Origin of the sequence: Oleidesulfovibrio alaskensis DSM 16109, assembly GCF_000482745.1 — a bacterium.
Classification (GTDB): domain Bacteria; phylum Desulfobacterota; class Desulfovibrionia; order Desulfovibrionales; family Desulfovibrionaceae; genus Oleidesulfovibrio; species Oleidesulfovibrio alaskensis.
Genome location: NZ_AXWQ01000004.1, coordinates 307,334 through 325,827 on the forward strand (window position 1 = coordinate 307,334; position 18,494 = coordinate 325,827).

Genomic DNA, 18,494 nt, shown 5'->3' on the forward strand with positions numbered 1-18,494 from the left:
AGCTCTGGATGCATCAGCGGTCAGGCAAGCAACCTGCCGCCGGTACGTGTCAGCCCAATCGCGAGACTGCCGTGCTCTTGTGCATGGTCGTCTCCTGGCTTCCGGCCCCATATGACCTGGTCTTCCCGCCTCTGCGGCAGTGACGTCGGCCGGGCTTGCCGGTTACAGTGGCGCGTCCGCTGCGGATTTGCACCGCATTCCGTTTCCATACACAAAACATCACAATATCAAGATTCATCAATATTCAAATATAAAGATAAACGCAACCAGTTTATTGTGCTGCGTGTACAATGCCGCAAAAAAGCCCGCCGTTACGGCGGGCTGAAAAACAACCGGAAAACATAGAAAGCAAATTATACTGAAGCGCTGCGCATGCAGATCACGCCGTGCGCACTGCCGAAACAACGTGCACAGGATCGCTGAGCGCCATCCGGCCTGCATGCCGGTCATCGGCCGGACGCGGCCAGTTGCGTACACTCACCGTGCGGAACGATTCCAGACCGCCCGCCGCCTGCAGCAAGTCCACCATCAACCCCGCCCGCTCAAACTCATGCAGCTCCGGCCAGATGCGTATTGTTCTGCCGGGGAACCACCTGTCAGAAACTGCCAGCACAATGATACCGCCGGGCCTGAGCACCCGCACGGCTTCGCGCAATACGGCCACGGGCTGCAAAAGGTACTCGACCGAAAGTGTGCAGATGACGGCATCATAAGACGCTGACGGCAAAGGCAGCTGCGGATCGGCATTAAGGTCATGCATAATGCGCTCATCCAGCACGGGGTTGTCATTTATTTCCGCCTCGCCCAGTCCCAGTCCTGTCACATGAGCGGCATGCCCTGCGGGCAGATGGGTACGCCATCCCGTCATGAGGTCCAGCACGCGGCCCCCACGCGGAACAACGCGGGCTATTTCATCGCGCAGATGGGCGCAAGCCTGCGCGTCTATATGGTCCACACTGCGCGGCACATCGTAAAAAGCGCGGTCGTCCACCTGATCGCAACGCATGAACGCATGCGGGTCGGACAGCACCTCAACAGGTTCACCGCTGATGCGCGCCTGAATACCCGGACCGCCGTCCGCCACAGCTTCCAGCCAGTGTGTCAGGCGCCCGCCTGTTTCCCCTGTCTTTTCAGCAAGATCAAGAATACGCGCCTCCATGCTGAAGGCTCTTCCGGCCAGCGGATGGTTGGCATCGACCACCATGCAGCGCGAATCCATGCGCACAATACGGGCAGGGCGCATGTCTCCTCCGAAAACACCCGGCAGACAGGCAAAAAACATCAGCGGGAAATAGCGTCCGGCACGGGGAACCGGATGATATCCGGGTACGCACCGGGAACGGAAAGAATTGTGCGGAACAGAATAGACGTAGGCGGGGTTATATGACGGCAATGCCTCTCCGGGAGCGTATTTCAGCAATATGCTGTCTCCGGTGCGGCAGCCCTCCAGAGCCTCACGCATGCGGGGCGGAAAAATATCGCGCCAGAAGTTGACCCTGCGCGCCCAGTAGCGCTCGGTGTGGCAGGCAAGGTCGCAGTTCCAGCAAAGGGTGAATTCAATGGTTGCCAGCGTGTTATCCGTTACATGCATATACTCCTTCTTTGCTCACCCTGAGTTGGGTTCAAGGTTGAAACCGCATACAGGCGGTTTGACAAAGCGGCTCCGCACGGGCGCGGAGCCGCCATCTGATAATTACAACAGCTTATTGCCCCGAACTGAATCTGCGCACACCTTCCACAAAACGGGCCAGCGTGGGGGACAGACTATGCGGAGCCAGACGGGCGTCAATCAGCTGAAAACGTCCGCGTTCGGCATGGGCCTGTGTCAGCGCACGTGCAAGCTCGGCACGGGTGGCGGCCCTGTGCCCCCGTCCGCCCAGACCGTCAGCCACCGCGGCAAAATCCCATTCGCCCAGATTGCTGTATGCTGTCTCGGGCTGGAAGACATGCAGCATTTCCCACGACGAATTATTAAACACCAGCACGATGGGATCGATACCCAGCCGCGTGCAGTTGCCCAGTTCCATACCGGTCATCTGAAAAGCGCCGTCGCCCACCAGAATGAGCGAACGCTCCTTTGTCGTTATCTGCAGCCCCATGCCCGCCGGCACCCCGAAGCCCATGCTGGCATAATACCCCGGTGCCACCATGGGAATGGCATCCACGCTCAGCATGGTGAACAGGCAGTCGCCTATATCGCTGGCAACGGGCATTGCTCCGTGCGAGGCAAAAAAATCATTAAGCAGCGCGGCTATATCCGTGGGAGTGATATCTGCGGCATCTGCCATGAAACCCCGCGGATTCACAGCGAGTCCCGCCCCCTGCAATGCCCTGTCGTCAGAAGAACCGCCGCAGCCCGAAAGAGCCATGTCAGCTTCCTGTCCGTCATCCAGCAATGCCAGCAGACGGTCCACCAGCGCTCCCAGCGGAATGTCATGATACACATGGTAGCCGACACGCACCTGTCTGTCCTCCGCATGCATCACACGCCTGCGGTCCAGCTGGCTTCCGGACACGCCGAAATTGGTATCCGACATGATAACACCCAGCAGCAGAAGCCCGTCGGAAGATTCCACAGCCTCGCTGAGTGTCTCGTCACCGGCCATGCCCAGATAGGTTCCTTCCAGACAGCTGGCCGAAGCTAGCAACCCGCGTCCCATAAAGCTGGTCACCACAGGCACCCCCAGCCGCTCGGCCAGCAGAGCCACTTTGTCTTCTATGCCGTAACGCCGCACCTCAACCCCCACCATCATCATGGGCAGCGCGGCGCTCTGCACGCGCTGCAGCACGTCGCGGGCGCAGGCGTCCACGGCGTCCGCATCCGTGCCGGAAGCAGCAAAAGCAGGCACAGGCGCACACGGTGCCGCAGGCAGATCACGCGGAATCTCAAGATACACAGGGCGGGAATGTTCAATACAGCTCTGCAGCACACGGGCTATGGTTTCAGGCGCAGTGGCCGGATCGTCCAGCACCGCCTGATCGCAGGTGACTTCTTTGTACATGCGGTACTGCGAGTCAAGATGCTTCGCCTGATGGTGCAGCAGCAGCCCATGTCCGCCTTCGTGGGTTCCCGGCGCGCCGGAAATGACAACCACAGGCGACTTTTCCGCATATGCCTGCGCTATGGCGTTAACCATGTTCAATGCGCCGGCTCCGTATGTCACTGCGGCCACCCCCAGACCGCCTCTGAAGCGGGCGGATGCGTCGGCGGCAAACCCCACGGCGGGCTCGTGGCTCAGCGTGACAAGCGGCAGAATACCCGTGGATTCGATTATCTTGAAATACGGCAGGGCAAAGTCGCCCGGAATGCCGTACACTTCTTTGGCGCCACGCTCTTTGAGAGCATGCAGCAACGCTTCGGTCAGATTCATATGATTTGCTCCTCGGTACGCATTCGGTGCGCAGGTTCGGTACGCAGATATAAGCAGGCGGACACCCTGTGCAAAAAGAAGTCACATCCGGCAGCGCCGCAGCACCGCACACCGGCGGTCACGCATAGAGCGGAGCCTCTGCCCGCAGCGGCATATCACATGCCGCACAGCTGACGGAATGCGGAGAAAGAAAGAACGCGTCTGCACCGGAAAAACCGGCACCTGACGAATCCGCCCGCATACACCCCACAGGCACAACCGGCAGCCCCGATTACCCGAGGCGGCCGGACAACCATCTTTTTGCAGTGTCACACACCTTCCTGCATAAAGCATAGCGCGTGCGCGCCCGCTCTACAATCCCCCTGCGGCGTGCTTTTTTCAGCGCAAAAAATCCGGTGCGGTCATTTCCGCTCCTGCGGAGCGGCAACCTGCCGTCAACAGGTTGCACACCTGCTGCACACCGTCATGCCCTGTCAAGAACAGCGCGCATAATGCGCGGCAGACTTGCCAGATCAGGGCAGATGGTAAAACCGGCCTCGCGCATGGCCTGCAGTTTAGCCTCCACTCCGCCGGTGGTTTCGTCCAGAATGGCTCCGGCATGCCCCAGCCTGCGGCCGGGAGGAGCAGTACGCGCCGCCACAAATGAAACCACCGGTTTGGAAAAACCTGTCCTGCGTACGTATTCTGCCAGTTCCTCTTCGGCCCTGCCGCCCACTTCGCCCAGCACCAGCACCGCACGGGTGGCGGCATCGTGGCGCACTCTTTCGCACAGGTCCACAAAGCCGGTGCCCACAAACGAATCTCCGCCCACCCCCACGCATACGGATTGCCCTATGCCCGCAGCGGAAAGGCGCGAAGCTGCCTCATAGGTAAGCGTGCCCGAACGCGAAAACACCGCCACAGGGCCGGGGCTGAACACATAACCCGGCATGATACCTATTTTAAGCTGATGCGGAACCACTATGCCCGGAGTATTCGGCCCCACCACACAAGTGGGCGACGGCTGGATATTTTTCAGAGCCGACAGCATGGCCGCCTGAGGTATTCCTTCAGTAATGCACACAACCCACGGAATTTCTTCCGCTGCGGCCTCCAGCACGGCATCGGGGGCAAATGCGGCCGGTACAAAAATGATGGAAGCATCAATACGGTGATGCCTGCACGCCTCATGCACGGAATCATACACCGGAATCCCCATCACCTCCTGCCCGCCTTTAAAGGGAGTGACCCCCGCCACAACCCGCGTGCCGTATTCCATCATCAAGGCGGCATGCCGCTGGGCAACGCGGCCTGTGAGCCCCTGCACCAGCACGCCGGAGCTGCTGTCCAGCCCCATGCCGTTATACACCGGCACACAGGCGGCAGCTTCCTGCCCGTTATGCTGCGGCACCGGATCAGGTTCCTGCGGCAACGGAAATTCAATACGGGGGACATCTGCGGGTTTCATGGACCGCAGCGCGTCCAGCGCTTCGTGCATTTCCTGTGCTATGGTTACCGAAGGATGAGCAAAGTCATGCAGCAGCGCCCGCCCTTCTGCGGATTCGTGGCCTGCCATACGCACCACGATGGGCTTTGGCGCATCACCGCCCTCCAGTGCATCCACAAGCGCGCGGGCCACATCGGCGCACGAAACAATACCCCCGAACAGGTTGATGAACACCGCGCGCACATTGCGGTTTTCAAACAGCAGATCAAGTGCGCGGCGCATACGCGACGCATCGGCCGCACCGCCCAGATCCATGAAGTTTGCCGCCGACAGACCGGAAAAATTAAGAAGGTCCATTGTGGCCATGGCCAGCCCGGCCCCGTTGACCAGAATCCCCACCCAGCCTTTAAGCTCCACATAGCTGAGTCCGGCTTCGCGGGCCAGATTCTCTTCACGCGAATGATGTTCCGGCGTATAGAACCGTTCGAGATCGGGCTGCAGGTCCACCACACTGTCGTCCAGCTCAACCTTGCCGTCCAGTGCCACCCAGCGGCCGTCGCAGGTAAGCACAAGAGGGTTGATCTCGGCCAGCAGCAGACCGTACTCTCTTACCGCCCTGTACAGTTTTTCCGCCATGGCCTTGAAACCGGCCCAGTGCTCCTTTTCAACTCCCATTTCAAAAAAAGCCGCACGCAGATGATGCTCGCGCAGGCCGCTGTCCAGCGGAACCCGCTGCACAAGCGGCTTCTGCTGACCGGTGGAACTCTCCACATGAATACCGCCCGCTCTGCTGGTGGTAAGCAGCAGGTCGCGCCGTTCGCGCGAAAGTACAAAAGAAAGATAGCATTCTCTGCGTATGTCCGTGGCGGATTCGATACGCAGAAAGGGCACCTTGTGTCCTTTGATTTCCATGGCGAACATGTCCTGAGCCGTCTCTCTGAGCTCCTTCAGGGTGGCGGCACAGCGTATGCCTCCGGCCTTGCCTCTTCCGCCGGTAAGCACCTGCGCCTTGAGAAACCACGGGGCGGACACGGCAGGAGTATATTCCGCCAGCTGGCCGGGCGTCAGCAAGTCGCCCGCAGGGGTATCTATTCCGGCTTCGGCAAACAGCACCTTGCTCATATGCTCATTCAGAAACATGCATCCTCCTTCACTGGCGCCGGTGCGGCGGCAATTCGGCAGCATCCGGCCCGCCGGAAGCTGCAAAAAAAGGCCGTCCCGCAATGGCGGACACGGCCTGAATGTCGTCGGTTTACATCCTGTGACAGCTCCTACAACCCGCAGTCTTCATTTATCAGCACCACACGGATGCGTCCCTTGGGAAACGATTTTTCCGTAATGGTCCAGACATTACATATTCTGTCAGGACTGCTGCAGTCGGTACAGTGCGAAGTCATCCTGCACGGAGTCTTTTTTTCAAGCCGCATGGTGTTGGTGGGCGAAGCGTAATCCTTTATTCTGTCCATGGCCGCGGGCACATCCTCAACCAGCTTGTTGCGGCCTATGAACAGCACCACATGACGGGGACCGAAGTTGATGGCCCCCACACGGTTGCCGATCATATCAAGGTTCACCAGCTTGCCGCAGGCGGTCACGGCGTTGGTTCCCGTAAGAAAAAGGTCACTCAGCAGTGCCTGTCTGCGGCGCTCCAGCGCTTCTTCGGCGGAAACGGACTTGTCAAAAGTATCAATGACCTCAAGCGAGGGATTCTGCCGTACGGCGTCCACTATGCCGGTGGCCGCCAGCGTCATGGAACCGCCGAAACTGACTGTGGAAGCACCGGTGGCGGGCAGAATTTCACGGAGAAAAACCTCTCCCGCCTCGTGGCAGTCGGCAGCCACGAAAACTTCAAAATTATTCCCCTGCAGACTTTCCGCCGCCTCGGCCAGACGCAGAGCCCACCATTTTTCAACCGGAGTGTCAGCCTTCGGTGTCACGGAAAAGGTATTCTTCACTTTCTGCTCCTTACTTCCCACTGCTGTAGGGTTGCTTGTTCCGGTACAACTCAAGCCGCTGACGCCACTTGCCCAGCACCGTTTCCGGATAGGCGCGGTCCATGGCCATCAGCAGCGCGCGCTCCTGTGCGGGCACGGCCATGTCAAACCGGCCCTGAGCTGCATAAGCCGCCGCCAGCGTATCAAAATATGATGCCACGGGCACAGGACTGAGGTCCAGCGCTTCGCGGGCATAGCGCACGGCACGCCCGCCGTCCCGCAGGGCGGCATCAGGCACTGTGGCAAGAAACCACGCAAACTCGTTCAGCAGATATGTATCCAGACTGTTCACGCTGTAAGCCGCTTCCAGATCAGCCAGTCCAGCAGGATACTGCTGCAGAGCCACATGGGTGTACATGCGGGCCACAAGCATTCTGACGTTGCGGGGATGCAGACGCACACCGTTATCCAGATCGTGCAGCGAACGGTGCAGATCAAGCCGCTCACGCCAGAGGTTTCCCCTGTTGAGCAAGGCGCCCGCATGTTCCGGATCAAGCCGCAGAGCCTTGTCAAAGTCAGCCATGGCTTTCTGCGCGTCACCCTGTGCAAGATACATCATGCCCCTGTTGTTCCAGACATCGGGATTTTCCGGGGCAAGCATGGCAACCACTTCCATATCGCGCCGGGCACGCGCCACCAGACCGGCTTCGTGCTCCAGAATGGCACGCTCCATACGCAACAGCGGCCTGTCGGGCTGCAGTGGCACCAGTCTGTCGTACCACTCCAGCGCGGCAGTCGTATCGCCGGCGGTACGCGCCACCAGCGCCATGCCGTGCATGGCGCGCCACGACTCGGCATCGCTCGTCAGCGCGGCATGATAATCTTCCGCCGCACGCTGCGGATACCCCAGAGCCAGCTGGGCATCCCCGCGCAAGGCCAGCAGAACGGCGTTGTCCGGCTCCAGCGCCAGCCCGCGTGCGGCCAGAGTCAGAGCTTCACCGGCACGATCCAGCGCCAGCAGAGCCTCCGCACGGTAACGCACAATGCGCACATCCGCCGACGGCAGGCTGAGGGACGGAGCCACTCCGCCTGTAGCTTTCAGAACTTCTTCCCACTGCCCGGTACGGGCCAGTGTCTGCACTTCGTCCGCCACGGCCGGCGGGGTTCCGGCTGCGGAAGAAGATGCGTTGTGCGCAGGAACGGCGGCATACGCCGCACACGGCCCCGCCACAAGCACGGCAGCCAGCGCCAGCAGGCAGCCCCCGCGGCGCATAAGACCACCGCACAGGCGACGGGAAGCACAAAACACACCTGCTTGCGGACTCCGGCCGGTTGCGGCGCCGGAGCGGCCTGCACCGGCAAAAAAGCGGTTAAAAACCATATTGCACATACTGCTTGTCTTTACGGTTGATCAGCTGAATATAGCGGTAGTTACCCTTGACATGCGCCTCCTCAACGGTGCGTATGCCGATGCCTCTGCATTTTTCACAGGCATTCTGCGGTACCTGCACACCAAGACTGAGGGGATTGGCCGTAGACCATGTTTCAATTTTCATCACGCCCGCACAATCAGGGCATATCCGCACCGACTCCACCTGACTTTCATTGATGCCGTCGGTATCGTAAAAGATGTCTTTTGTACGCACCCACCATTCGCCCGACTTCTCGCCCTGCCGCGGCTGCGAAGGCGGATTGAAATAAACCTTGAGCATCTCTTCGCAGAGGCGTTCCACATACTCGGTGATGCGCGGCGACTGTTCAATGGCGGCAGGGTCGAAATCCGGCTCGCGTACAGAGCTGTAATCAAGTCCGGCCATGGCCAGCGCAATGCCCAGATTCACATACGGCAGTGCCCCCTGAATGGCGTAGCCGCCCTCCAGCACAGCGATGTCAGGGTTCAGCCTGCTGTTGAGCGCGGCATATCCCTGTGCGGAAAAACGCATGTCAGTGATGGGGTCTGAAAAGTGGTTGTCCTGTCCGGCGGAGTTGATGACGATATCCGGTTTGAAGTGCTCCAGCACCGGCAGCACCAAATGGTCGATGACATGCAGGAACCCTCTGTCTGAGGTTCTGGGCGGCAGCGGGATGTTGAGTGTGCGACCGAGCGCATTGACTCCGCCCAGTTCAGCGGGGAATCCCGTTCCGGGAAAAATGGTGCGCCCGTCCTGATGCAGCGAGATGAACAGCGTGTCGGGGTCGTTCCAGTATATATCCTGCGTGCCGTCGCCGTGGTGACAGTCGGTATCAATGACAGCCACCCGCAACGGGCCGAAATGTTCCCGTATGTGCTCGATCATCAGGGCTTCAATGTTGACGTTGCAAAACCCTCTGTTGCCGTGCACCACTTTCATGGCGTGATGCCCCGGAGGACGCACCAGCGCAAACGCCTTGTCCTCTTTGCCTTCCATCACCAGCCGTGCCGCCTGTATGGCCCCGCCCGCAGAGACAAGATGCGATTTTGTGCACACCCTTTCTATGTCGGGAATGCAGAAATGCACCCGCTCCACATCTTCGCGGCCGGCCACCAGCGGTTTGTATTCCGTTATGCCGGGAATATCGAAGAGTCCCTCTTCACGCAGCTGGTCCTGTGTGTACAGCAAACGCTCTTCCCGCTCGGGATGCGTGGGGCTGATGGCCCAGTCATACGCGGGAAAAAAGATGATGCCCAGTTTATTGGCGGCTTCAAGCATGGGTACTCTCCCTGTGGCGGTAAGCAGTTCAGCCGATGGTAAACACATCGGCCACGGCGCTGCGGACCTGTTCAAAAACCTCATCGGGCGAAGCGGCCGCATCAATGATTCTGAATCGTTCCTTATTCAGAGCCGCCCACGTCAGATATCCTTCGCGCACTCTGGTGTGAAAGGCCAGACTCTCCGCCTCGAAACGGCCTTCCGTTGCGCCTGTGCCTTCCCGCAGGTTGCGGGTAGTGGCCCGCTTGAGACCGATTTCCGGCTCCAGATCAAACAGCAGCGTCAAATCAGGCCACAGCCCGCGCACGGCCACGTCGTTGAGCCGGTGCAGCAAAGCAGGGTCCAGCCCTCTGCCGTAGCCCTGATAGACCACGGTGGAATCGGCGTATCTGTCGCTTATCACAGCAACACCTTCTGCCAGCGCCGGCCGGATGACCTGATGCACATGCTGCGACCTGTCGGCAAGATACAGAAAAAGCTCGGTTTCCCCTGTCAGATCGTCATTGCCTATATCCAGCAGAATGGAACGCAGAATACCACCCAGACGGCTGCCTCCCGGCTCGCGGGTCAGCGTCGCACCGTGGCCGTGCTCCTGCAGCCAGTCCTTCAGGCGGGCAAGAGCCGTACTTTTGCCTGAACCTTCTATGCCTTCGAAAGTAATGAACATTGTTCTTCCCGTGGAGTTTCAGGACGCTTCCGTCTGACGGTTTCCGTTTCCGGAGTGCGCACAGGGTTGTACAAAAAGCGCTGCAATGTGGGCTGAAACGGCGTCCAGCCGGTCTCACCGTCCTCAAATCCTTTGAACAGACTGTTCAGCTGAGCCATTTTGGCATCCAGATTGTCGGCGTAATGAAGCACCATTGCCTCGCGCGTTTTGGGTCGGCGCGGCGAGCCGAACTCATATTCGCCGTGGTGGCTGAGAATCAGATGCTTGAAATGCACGGCAAGTTCGTGCTCAAGACCGGACCTGCGCAAAAACGGCTCCAGCTGTTCAAGGCCTATATGGATATGCCCCAGCAGGCGGCCTTCGTCTGTGTAGTCGTTGACCAGCCCGCCGGACAGTTCCCACGCCTTGCCTATATCATGAAAAATCGCGCCTGCCAGCAGTACCTGCCTGTCAATTTCGGGATAGTGGTCGGCAATGCGCATGCACAGCCCCGAAACAGAAAGGATATGCTCAAGCAGACCGCCTCTGTAGGCGTGGTGCACGCTTTTGGCTGCAGGTGCCGCCTTGAGCGCCTCTGCAAGTTCTTCGTTGCGCAGCACGCCGGTGACAAACTTGCGCCACGGCCGGTGGGTGAACACCTCCCGGCACAGCTCCAGCAGCTCGGTCAGCATTTCGGCGGGGTCACGCTCGCTGGAAACCAGAAACTGCCCCATATCAAGGGCTTCCAGTTCGTAGGGGGCAAGCACGCGCATGCGGTCCACGCTGATGTCTATCCTGTCGCGGAAAAGCCCTGCCCGGCCTTCCAGATGCACCACGTCGCCGGGGGTAAGGGTTTCAAACGAGGCACTGAGCGGGCTCCATATTTTGGCATTAAGCGTGCCGGAAGCGTCGCAGATTTCAAGACGCCAGAAAGGGCCGTTCTTTGCCTGCATCTGGTTGGCGGAAGCAATGAGGAACAGCCCGTTCACGTCGCCATTAACAGCAATATCTTTGATGAATTGTCTTTTTTCCATGTACATCGTATGCAAAACGTCAGCCGTCCGACGCGGCTGTCTCCTGATGAGCGGGGTTGCGTTATCGATTCACGGACCATTATCAATTTTCAGTCCGGCTTGCCAGCCGTGCCGCCCTGCGGCAAAAACAGCTTCGGAAGGCAGACCATAACGCAAGCCCCCGCAAGCAGAAAGAACTTTTCTTTTCCGCTTTCCGCCCGGCGCAACAACCGGAAGCCATCCGCCGGCGGGGCACCCCGGCGTTGTGCGCACCGCAAAGCGGACAGTCATCATACCACCCCGTAGGGAGAATACATGTTCATTGCACTTACCAACGACGACGGCATTCAGGCGCCCGGACTGCGCGCCATGTACAAGGCACTGAAAGAAGCCGGACACACCGTGCAGGTGGTGGCCCCGGTCACCGAACAGTCGGCCGTGGGACACGCCGTGACCATAGCCCTGCCGCTGAGGGTAAAAATATTTTCAGAAAACGGCTTTCAGGGCATGGGAGTATACGGCACCCCCACGGACTGCGTTAAACTGGGGCTGAACGCACTGCTGGACAAAAAACCCGACATTGTCGTTTCCGGCATAAACGCAGGTGCCAACGTGGGACCGGACATTCTCTATTCCGGCACGGTATCGGCCGCCACCGAGGCGGCGCACATGGGCTATCCTTCGCTGGCAGTCTCGTACGACAACTTCAAACCGGACGACATCGCAGCCCATGCCCGCTTCGCTGTCGAAATAATGGAATCCATGCCGTGGCAATCGCTGCCGCCGCGCTGCGTGCTTAACCTGAACCTGCCCGATGTCCCCATGCAGCAATGCAAAGGGCTTACCCTGTGCCCGCAGACAAGAGCTGTCTGGAAAGACTGGTACGATCACCGCACCGACCCGCGGGGCAATTCCTACTGGTGGTTAAACGGTATCATACCTCCGGAAACAGTGGCCGAAGGCACCGACAGAGACATGCTGACCCGCGGATACGCCACGCTGACCCCCCTGCGTTTCGACTTCACCGACAGGGAAACACTGGCCCGGCTGCAGCAGAATATGGACAGGCAGCGGCAGGGGTCTGAAGACCTTTGATTTTCTGCGGCTTGTCGTTTAAAGTGCCCGCGCTTTGATTGACAGGATGGTGTATCCCTCACTAGTGTGAAAGGGATAGAGGCAGATTCGTGGAGTGTCGGCCGCGCCATCCTCAATGCCTGGCTGACAAGTACCGGAGCCTTGCCGCTCCTTGTCATAACCGTCATTTGCGACCGGCGCAGCACAGCGCCGGTTTCGCCGAGGAGGACACCATGCCGCTAACAGGCCCAAAAGAAATGTTCGCCCGCGCCTACAAAGAAGGCTATGCCATAGGCGCCTTCAACGTGAACAACATGGAAATCATTCAGGGTATCATGCAGGCGGGCGCCGAAGAAAAGGCTCCGCTCATCCTGCAGGTTTCCGCCGGGGCGCGCAAGTACGCCGGCCAGACGTACATCGTCAAACTCATCGAGGCCGCACTTTCCGAATCCGACCTGCCCGTGGTGCTGCATCTGGACCACGGTTCCGGTTTCGATATCTGCAAAGACTGCATTGACGGCGGCTTTACCTCTGTCATGATCGACGGCTCCCACCTGCCCTATGAAGAAAACATAGCCGTTACCAGACGCGTGGTGGAATATGCCCACGACAAAGGCGTATGGGTAGAAGCTGAACTGGGACAGCTGGCCGGAGTGGAAGAAGACGTATCCGCCGAACATTCCGTTTACACCGACCCTGATCAGGCCGTGGAATTTGTGGAGCGCACCGGATGCGATTCGCTTGCCATCGCCATAGGCACCAGCCACGGCGCCTACAAATTCACGGGCAAAGCCACTCTGGATTTTGACCGGCTGTCCACCATCACCGACAAGCTGCCCGGATTCCCGCTGGTGCTGCACGGAGCCTCATCGGTACCGCAGGAGTTTGTGGCCATGGCCAACCAGTACGGCGGCGAAATAGGCGGCGCTCAGGGCGTACCCGAAGACCTGCTGCGCAAATCCGCCTCTTACGGCGTATGCAAAATCAACATTGATACCGATATCCGTCTGGCCATGACAGCGTGCATCCGCAAACACTTTGCAGAAAATCCCGCAGACTTTGACCCGCGGGCCTATCTCAAGCCCGCCCGCGAAGCTGTGAAAAACATGGTTCAACATAAAATCCGCAACGTACTGGGTTGCTCCAACAAGGCATAAAGGAACGCTAGCATGGCTGTTACGCTTGGCATCAACGGGTTCGGCCGCATCGGCCGCTATCTTGTGCGCCTTCTGGCAAATGATCCCGAACTGAATACCGCAGTGGTCAACGCCCGCGCCGACAACGAATCGCTGGCACGGCTTTTCAAATACGATTCGTGCCACGGCACCTACCCCGCAGAGGTAAAAGCCAACAGCGACGGCTTTACCGTGAACGGCAAGCAGATTGTCGTAACCCGTTACGGGCACAATGAATGGAAATGGGCTGACTACGGCGTTGATATCGCCGTGGAAAGCACGGGGACGGTAAAAGACAGGGCCGGACTTGCCCTGCATATGGAACGGGGCGCAAAAAAGACGGTTATCAGCGCTCCCTGCGCCGATGCCGACCTGACCGTGGTAATGGGGGTCAACGATCATCTGTACGATCCCGCGCAGCACGATGTCATTTCCAACGCATCCTGCACCACCAACTGTCTGGCCCCCGTGGTCAAAGTGCTTAACGACACGTTCGGCGTGCGCCACGGCCTGATGACCACCGTGCACTCATACACCATGAGCCAGCGGCTGCTGGACGGCACGCACAAAGACCCCCGCCGCGGCAGAGCCGCCGCCATGTCCATGATTCCCACATCCACAGGCGCAGCCAAGGCAGTGGGGCTGGTCATTCCCGAACTGGCGGGCAAGCTCAACGGCATGGCCATCCGCGTGCCCACGCCCAACGTATCGCTGGTGGACCTCACCTGCGAGCTGGGCAAGTCCGCCACGGCGGAAGAAATCAACGCCGCTCTGCGCGAAGCCGCAGCCACCACGCTGAAAGGCAACATGGGCTATACCGAAGAGCCGCTGGTATCCTGCGACTACATGGGCAGCACATTCGGCGGAGTTGTTGACGGACCGTGCACATCTGTCATGGAAGGCAACATGGCCAAGCTGATTATCTGGTACGACAACGAAGCAGGTTTCACCAACCAGCTCGTGCGTCTGCTGCGCAAGGTCGGCAACAGCCTGTAGGCCTTTTTTCGTACATATATGCCAAAAGCCCGCCGCACACATGTGCGACGGGCTTTTTTCACATCTGCTGTCAGCGTCAGGCAAACATGACTGCAGCCCAGCTTATGGCCTCGCTGTAACAGCGGCTCACCTCTTCGCCACTTACCCCAAGCCTGCGCGCCAGCTCCGCAGCCTGCTGCCAGTCACCTTTCTCGTATGCCGCGGCAAACCGCAGCCACGGCAGCAGCGGGCCCGGCCGCCCCAAAAGGGCGTCTGTCAGCTGCTCATCCAGAGGCATGCCCGCAATGACGGACTCCATGGAGACAGACAGCAATCCGTCAAGCATGGAGAGCAATCCGAGCATAAACATTTCCGATGCGGGGCGTCCGCAGCCTGTACCGCAGACCAGCTCAAGAAATTTTCCGCGCTGCGCGGCCTGAACAGCCACATGACGCGACAGCGGCGAAGACTCCATATCTGACAGTATGGCAACGCAGAGCCACCGGCGCAGCTTTTCCTGCCCGAGCAGCCCCGCAGCCTGCGAAACGGAAACCACCGGCGAAGGCAGAGCGAAAAATGCAGAATTGAGATAGCGCAGAAGCCGTGTGCTGAGAGCGGCGTCAATCCTGATGATGTCTCCCAGTTCGGCCATATCGTATTCGCCGGAAGCCATACGGGCCAGAAGCCGGGTCTTGACCGTTTCCGAGGATGTCAGCTTTTTTCCCGCCACCAGCTGCGGCCTGCTGAAAAAAAAACCCTGAAACAGGTCAAAGCCCAACTCCGCACACAGATCAAACATCTGCCGGTCTTCCACTTTTTCTGCCAGCAGAGTGCATCCGTACGGTCTGATTCGGGCGACATCGCGGGCAATGGCTTCACGCTCACGCCCCAGCACGTCAACCTTGACGATATCGGCAAGAGGCATAAGCGTTTCTGCAGCCTCCTGCCCTATATAGTCATCCAGCGCCACCATGTACCCGGCCTGCCGCAACCGCAGCAGTGCGGCCAGCACCTCCTGCGTCGGCTGCACGTCTTCCAGCACTTCAACCACGCATATATCGGGAGGCAGCATGGCAGGCACACCGTCCACCAGCATTTCGCCACTGTAGTTGATCAGCAGACGTTCTCCGGCGGCAAGTGCCGGTGCCACCATCTCTACGCCGTCGAACACCACGGACGATGTGGCCACATACGCATCCTCCGCCGGTCTGCAGACATTTTCGGGACACACCCGCGAAAGCAGTTCATACCCCCATATGCCGCCCTGAGCCGTAAAAACAGGCTGCCGCGCCACCCATACGGGTACCCCCGAAACCGTGGTGATGACGCCGTCATCCTGCACCACAGCCCCCTGCGACTTTGAAAGCAGGCTGCGCAAATGCTTCAGCAACATGACCCTCTCCGGAAAAACAGAATATCAGCGGAACACCGGCATGCCTGAACAGCCGTGTCTCCGGCGGCACAGTGGCCAGATGAGGTATTACTATAACAGGCAGGCAGAAAAAAGACAGTATAATGAGGACCGGATACGCAGCGGCTCTTCGCCAGATGCGCAGCGATTCTTCGCCAGATGCGCAGCGGCATTCGTCAAATGCGCAACGACTCTTCAAGAGACGAATCAGGAGCAACCACAAGGCTGCGCAGCACAGCATCAACCCTTACGGCACCGGCCGCAGCCCCTTTGACCTTACGCACGTCGCGCAGCAGGGCGCACATTATCCTCACGGCCGCGTCGTCGCGCTGCCAGCTGCGCGCAGCAGCCAGCGAAGCGGCCTCGATCATGGTCTGCTCCGGCACATGCTGGCCGGGATGATCCAGCCGCACCACCACATGCGCTCCGGGTCCGTCCTGCGCATGAAACCACAGATCAAACGCAGACCCGCCTTTGACCACGGCATCATTTCCCGCAGCATTGCGGCCCCGCAGCATCAGAAAACCGTCGCTGCTGCGAAAACGCAGCACCGGACCGGCGCTCTTTGCGGCGGCAGGACGCCCGGTGCGAACCTTGCCGCCATGGCGCTGCACGGGTGCCTCGCGGATGCCTTCGGGGCGCTCCCCCTGACGCACCCGTACAAGATCATTCTCAAGCACGGCTCTGCGCTGCGCCAGATTTTCAAGCCCGCGTTTACCCTTGGCCGCACGGCGGAACATGGCCTCCATGTTTTCGCGCACGGTAAGCAGCGGATCCAGCGCAATTTTTACCGGTGCGCCGTCTCGCCCTTCCACACGCACATCAGCCCGCCGCTCGTCAGAAGCAAACCGGTACAGACACCGCTGCAACAACACGGCATCCTGCTGTTGCGCCACGTACCCCCTCATCCGCTCTTCTTCCTGCTGCAGACGGGCAAGGGCACGCTGCACACGCTTTACCGCAGCGCCGGTTTCCTTGTCGGCATGGGCACGGCTGCGGCGGGCCATGTCGGTGTACAGCACAGCTTCCCCCGCAAGGCGCGCGCCCTCCATGGCCGATACCGCCACAGCCTCTGTCCAGCCGCTGCATTCCTGCGGGGCAAGAGGCCACGCGCTGACCGCCACGGCAGTGTGCCGCGCATCGTAGTAGACAAAAGTATCCCCGCCTGCGGGATTTTCCAGATCAAGCATCAGCGCGTGGGCGTCGGCAGGGTCCATATGCACAAGAGTACGGCGCAGAGCCGGAGTAAGCAGCGGCACCCCCGCGGGCCTGACTCCCTGCGCCACCTGACGCAGCAGCTCCGGCCAGTGCGGCGGTGCGGGCCAGTGCACATCGTCGCCGAAGCCTGCAGGCAATGACTCGGACAGGCTCAGGCCATGATGCAGGTCGGCAATAAGCCAGCGGCAGCTGCAGCCGGCAAACTCCAGTGCAAAACGCCTGTTGATCCAGTCAGAAACAACATTGGTTATTTTTTTGTTTTTCAAATACTTGCGCAGGCGCATGGTGGCCGCAGGCGGAGAAGACGGGTTATCCGGCCTGAGCGATGAAGGAAACAATAAAGGACAGGAGCGGCCGGAACGCAGCACAAGATTGAGCTTTGTTCCGGCCGCAAACAAGACAAGGGTATCGGTGGCATCAGCGGGGTGAAAAATTTTCTCCACCCTTGCGCCAGCCAGCAGCGGTGTCAGTTCCAGCACCAGACGGCGCAGAAAATGGGCATCCATAATGCGCCCTTCTGCAGAAAGCCGGACCTAGTCGCCCCGCAGGCTTTCGTCCTCTTCCTGCTTGCTTTTGCAGTTAATGCACAGCTTGGTCACGGGGCGGGCTTTCAGGCGGGGAACACCAATCTGTTCACCGCAGTCTTCGCACACGCCGAACGAGCCGTCTTCAATACGATCCAGCGCCTGCCGGATTTTTTTGATCAGACGGCGTTCACGGTCACGGATGCGCAGCGTAAATGCGCGGTCGGATTCCATGGTTGCCCTGTCAGCAGGGTCCGCGCACACCTCGTTATTATCAGTCAGATCTTCCAGTGTCGCGTCACCTTTCTCCTGCGCTTCTTCCAGCATGGAGTTCAAAAGATCACGGAAGTATTCAATATCTTTCTGATTCATGTAGCCCTCCTCGGCACGACGGGGAAGATAAACCACAGGCGTACAGTCCCGAATAACCTGCCTGTGATCATTACAAGCTCACTGCCATAAATCATGGGGGTCGGAAAAGTAAAGAGCCATTCACAATATTTCTCGGCCCCGCATGTGCTGCCTTGCAGGCGTAATCAGCTTGCACCCGCCCTTTTAGCACGACAGAGGCGCGGGCAACAGTAGTGCATGTGCTTTTTTTTCCGCCTGCTACCGCTGGCAGCCCGCTATAAACATAAAGAATTTACCGTAATCTCTAGAGAAAATCTAAAAAAACACTCTTTACACTTTTTTTCTACTTTTCCGCTTGACCACCCTGCGGGCTTTTGCTTATAAGGCTCTCCTCGTTGGGGCGAACAGCTCCACTAAGAGCGGGAATAACTCAGTGGTAGAGTGCAACCTTGCCAAGGTTGAAGTCGCGGGTTCAAATCCCGTTTCCCGCTCCAAACTGTTCTTTGATTTTTCTGAGGCGGCATAGCCAAGCGGTAAGGCAGAGGTCTGCAAAACCTCCATTCTCCAGTTCAAATCTGGATGCCGCCTCCAAACTCTCGCGGGAATAACTCAGTGGTAGAGTGCAACCTTGCCAAGGTTGAAGTCGCGGGTTCAAATCCCGTTTCCCGCTCCAAGAGTATACCCGC

At 59.1% G+C, this 18,494-nt stretch carries 14 protein-coding genes, 3 tRNA genes and 1 riboswitch; of the genes, 6 read left to right on the top strand and 11 right to left on the bottom strand.

Annotation, left to right across the window (positions count from 1 at the left end; all coding sequences use genetic code 11):
* Window positions 1-68: 68 nt before the first annotated feature.
* A riboswitch (cobalamin riboswitch) is annotated at window positions 69-241 on the bottom strand.
* Window positions 242-379: 138 nt separating this feature from the next.
* The 8 genes from H586_RS17765 to H586_RS0101675 form a co-directional block, all read right to left on the bottom strand.
* On the bottom strand, window positions 380-1,591 hold the full coding sequence (locus tag H586_RS17765; protein WP_034618412.1) for a methyltransferase domain-containing protein: 1,212 nt from the start codon (window positions 1,589-1,591) through the stop codon (window positions 380-382).
* 112 nt (window positions 1,592-1,703) lie between these two features.
* On the bottom strand, window positions 1,704-3,371 hold the full coding sequence (gene ipdC, locus H586_RS0101640; RefSeq protein ID WP_011368207.1) for an indolepyruvate/phenylpyruvate decarboxylase: 1,668 nt from the start codon (window positions 3,369-3,371) through the stop codon (window positions 1,704-1,706).
* 463 nt (window positions 3,372-3,834) lie between these two features.
* Complete coding sequence (gene sucD, locus H586_RS0101650) at window positions 3,835-5,937, bottom strand: succinate--CoA ligase subunit alpha (RefSeq protein ID WP_027181205.1); 2,103 nt, start codon at window positions 5,935-5,937, stop codon at window positions 3,835-3,837.
* Window positions 5,938-6,068: 131 nt separating this feature from the next.
* Entirely contained in the window at window positions 6,069-6,752 is a 684-nt protein-coding gene (locus H586_RS0101655; protein WP_011368209.1) for a lactate utilization protein, read from the bottom strand.
* Window positions 6,753-6,762: 10 nt separating this feature from the next.
* Window positions 6,763-8,040: a tetratricopeptide repeat protein gene (locus H586_RS0101660; RefSeq protein WP_162147934.1), complete on the bottom strand. Its 1,278-nt coding sequence runs from the start codon at window positions 8,038-8,040 to the stop codon at window positions 6,763-6,765.
* Window positions 8,041-8,101: 61 nt separating this feature from the next.
* Complete coding sequence (locus tag H586_RS0101665) at window positions 8,102-9,421, bottom strand: histone deacetylase family protein (protein ID WP_027181208.1); 1,320 nt, start codon at window positions 9,419-9,421, stop codon at window positions 8,102-8,104.
* Between the two features lie 28 nt (window positions 9,422-9,449).
* The gene (tmk, locus tag H586_RS0101670; RefSeq protein WP_011368212.1) at window positions 9,450-10,088 is read right to left on the bottom strand and encodes a dTMP kinase; all 639 of its coding nucleotides are present in this window, start codon (window positions 10,086-10,088) and stop codon (window positions 9,450-9,452) included.
* Window positions 10,064-11,101, bottom strand: coding sequence for a 3'-5' exoribonuclease YhaM family protein (locus tag H586_RS0101675; protein ID WP_027181209.1), 1,038 nt, complete (start codon window positions 11,099-11,101; stop codon window positions 10,064-10,066). Before H586_RS0101675 ends, tmk begins: the two co-directional genes overlap by 25 nt.
* Window positions 11,102-11,395: 294 nt before the next feature.
* Between H586_RS0101675 and surE the strand changes: the two genes are divergently transcribed.
* From surE to gap, 3 genes are all read left to right on the top strand, one after another.
* A complete protein-coding gene (gene surE / locus H586_RS0101685) occupies window positions 11,396-12,175 on the top strand; it encodes a 5'/3'-nucleotidase SurE (protein ID WP_027181211.1) in 780 nt (259 codons plus the stop codon).
* A gap of 212 nt (window positions 12,176-12,387) precedes the next feature.
* Complete coding sequence (gene fba, locus H586_RS0101690; protein ID WP_011368215.1) at window positions 12,388-13,311, top strand: class II fructose-1,6-bisphosphate aldolase; 924 nt, start codon at window positions 12,388-12,390, stop codon at window positions 13,309-13,311.
* 12 nt (window positions 13,312-13,323) lie between these two features.
* Entirely contained in the window at window positions 13,324-14,325 is a 1,002-nt protein-coding gene (gap, locus tag H586_RS0101695) for a type I glyceraldehyde-3-phosphate dehydrogenase (RefSeq protein ID WP_011368216.1), read from the top strand.
* Window positions 14,326-14,401: 76 nt separating this feature from the next.
* Here the strand turns inward: gap and H586_RS0101700 are convergent, their stop codons facing one another.
* The 3 genes from H586_RS0101700 to dksA all read right to left on the bottom strand — a co-directional run bounded on the left by H586_RS0101700 (window position 14,402) and on the right by dksA (window position 17,829).
* A complete protein-coding gene (locus tag H586_RS0101700; protein WP_051363809.1) occupies window positions 14,402-15,697 on the bottom strand; it encodes an EAL and HDOD domain-containing protein in 1,296 nt (431 codons plus the stop codon).
* A gap of 194 nt (window positions 15,698-15,891) precedes the next feature.
* The gene (locus tag H586_RS0101705; RefSeq protein WP_027181213.1) at window positions 15,892-17,439 is read right to left on the bottom strand and encodes an NFACT RNA binding domain-containing protein; all 1,548 of its coding nucleotides are present in this window, start codon (window positions 17,437-17,439) and stop codon (window positions 15,892-15,894) included.
* A 27-nt stretch (window positions 17,440-17,466) separates the two neighbouring features.
* Window positions 17,467-17,829: an RNA polymerase-binding protein DksA gene (gene dksA / locus H586_RS0101710; protein WP_027181214.1), complete on the bottom strand. Its 363-nt coding sequence runs from the start codon at window positions 17,827-17,829 to the stop codon at window positions 17,467-17,469.
* A 398-nt stretch (window positions 17,830-18,227) separates the two neighbouring features.
* Here dksA and H586_RS0101715 point away from each other — a divergent pair.
* From H586_RS0101715 to H586_RS0101725, 3 genes are all read left to right on the top strand, one after another.
* Window positions 18,228-18,302, top strand: a tRNA-Gly gene (locus H586_RS0101715).
* A 22-nt stretch (window positions 18,303-18,324) separates the two neighbouring features.
* A tRNA-Cys gene (locus H586_RS0101720) sits at window positions 18,325-18,399 on the top strand.
* 7 nt (window positions 18,400-18,406) lie between these two features.
* Window positions 18,407-18,481, top strand: a tRNA-Gly gene (locus H586_RS0101725).
* The last annotated feature ends 13 nt before the right edge of the window (window positions 18,482-18,494 follow it).

Bases quoted from the DNA above. Each gene is read 5' to 3' on its own strand.
- H586_RS17765 (WP_034618412.1), bottom strand. From the start codon at position 1,591: ATGCATGTAACGGATAACACGCTGGCAACCATTGAATTCACCCTTTGC.
- ipdC (WP_011368207.1), bottom strand. From the start codon at position 3,371: ATGAATCTGACCGAAGCGTTGCTGCATGCTCTCAAAGAGCGTGGCGCC.
- sucD (WP_027181205.1), bottom strand. From the start codon at position 5,937: ATGTTTCTGAATGAGCATATGAGCAAGGTGCTGTTTGCCGAAGCCGGA.
- H586_RS0101665 (WP_027181208.1), bottom strand. From the start codon at position 9,421: ATGCTTGAAGCCGCCAATAAACTGGGCATCATCTTTTTTCCCGCGTAT.
- tmk (WP_011368212.1), bottom strand. From the start codon at position 10,088: ATGTTCATTACTTTCGAAGGCATAGAAGGTTCAGGCAAAAGTACGGCT.
- H586_RS0101675 (WP_027181209.1), bottom strand. From the start codon at position 11,101: ATGGAAAAAAGACAATTCATCAAAGATATTGCTGTTAATGGCGACGTG.
- surE (WP_027181211.1), top strand. From the start codon at position 11,396: ATGTTCATTGCACTTACCAACGACGACGGCATTCAGGCGCCCGGACTG.
- fba (WP_011368215.1), top strand. From the start codon at position 12,388: ATGCCGCTAACAGGCCCAAAAGAAATGTTCGCCCGCGCCTACAAAGAA.
- gap (WP_011368216.1), top strand. From the start codon at position 13,324: ATGGCTGTTACGCTTGGCATCAACGGGTTCGGCCGCATCGGCCGCTAT.
- H586_RS0101700 (WP_051363809.1), bottom strand. From the start codon at position 15,697: ATGTTGCTGAAGCATTTGCGCAGCCTGCTTTCAAAGTCGCAGGGGGCT.
- H586_RS0101705 (WP_027181213.1), bottom strand. From the start codon at position 17,439: ATGGATGCCCATTTTCTGCGCCGTCTGGTGCTGGAACTGACACCGCTG.
- dksA (WP_027181214.1), bottom strand. From the start codon at position 17,829: ATGAATCAGAAAGATATTGAATACTTCCGTGATCTTTTGAACTCCATG.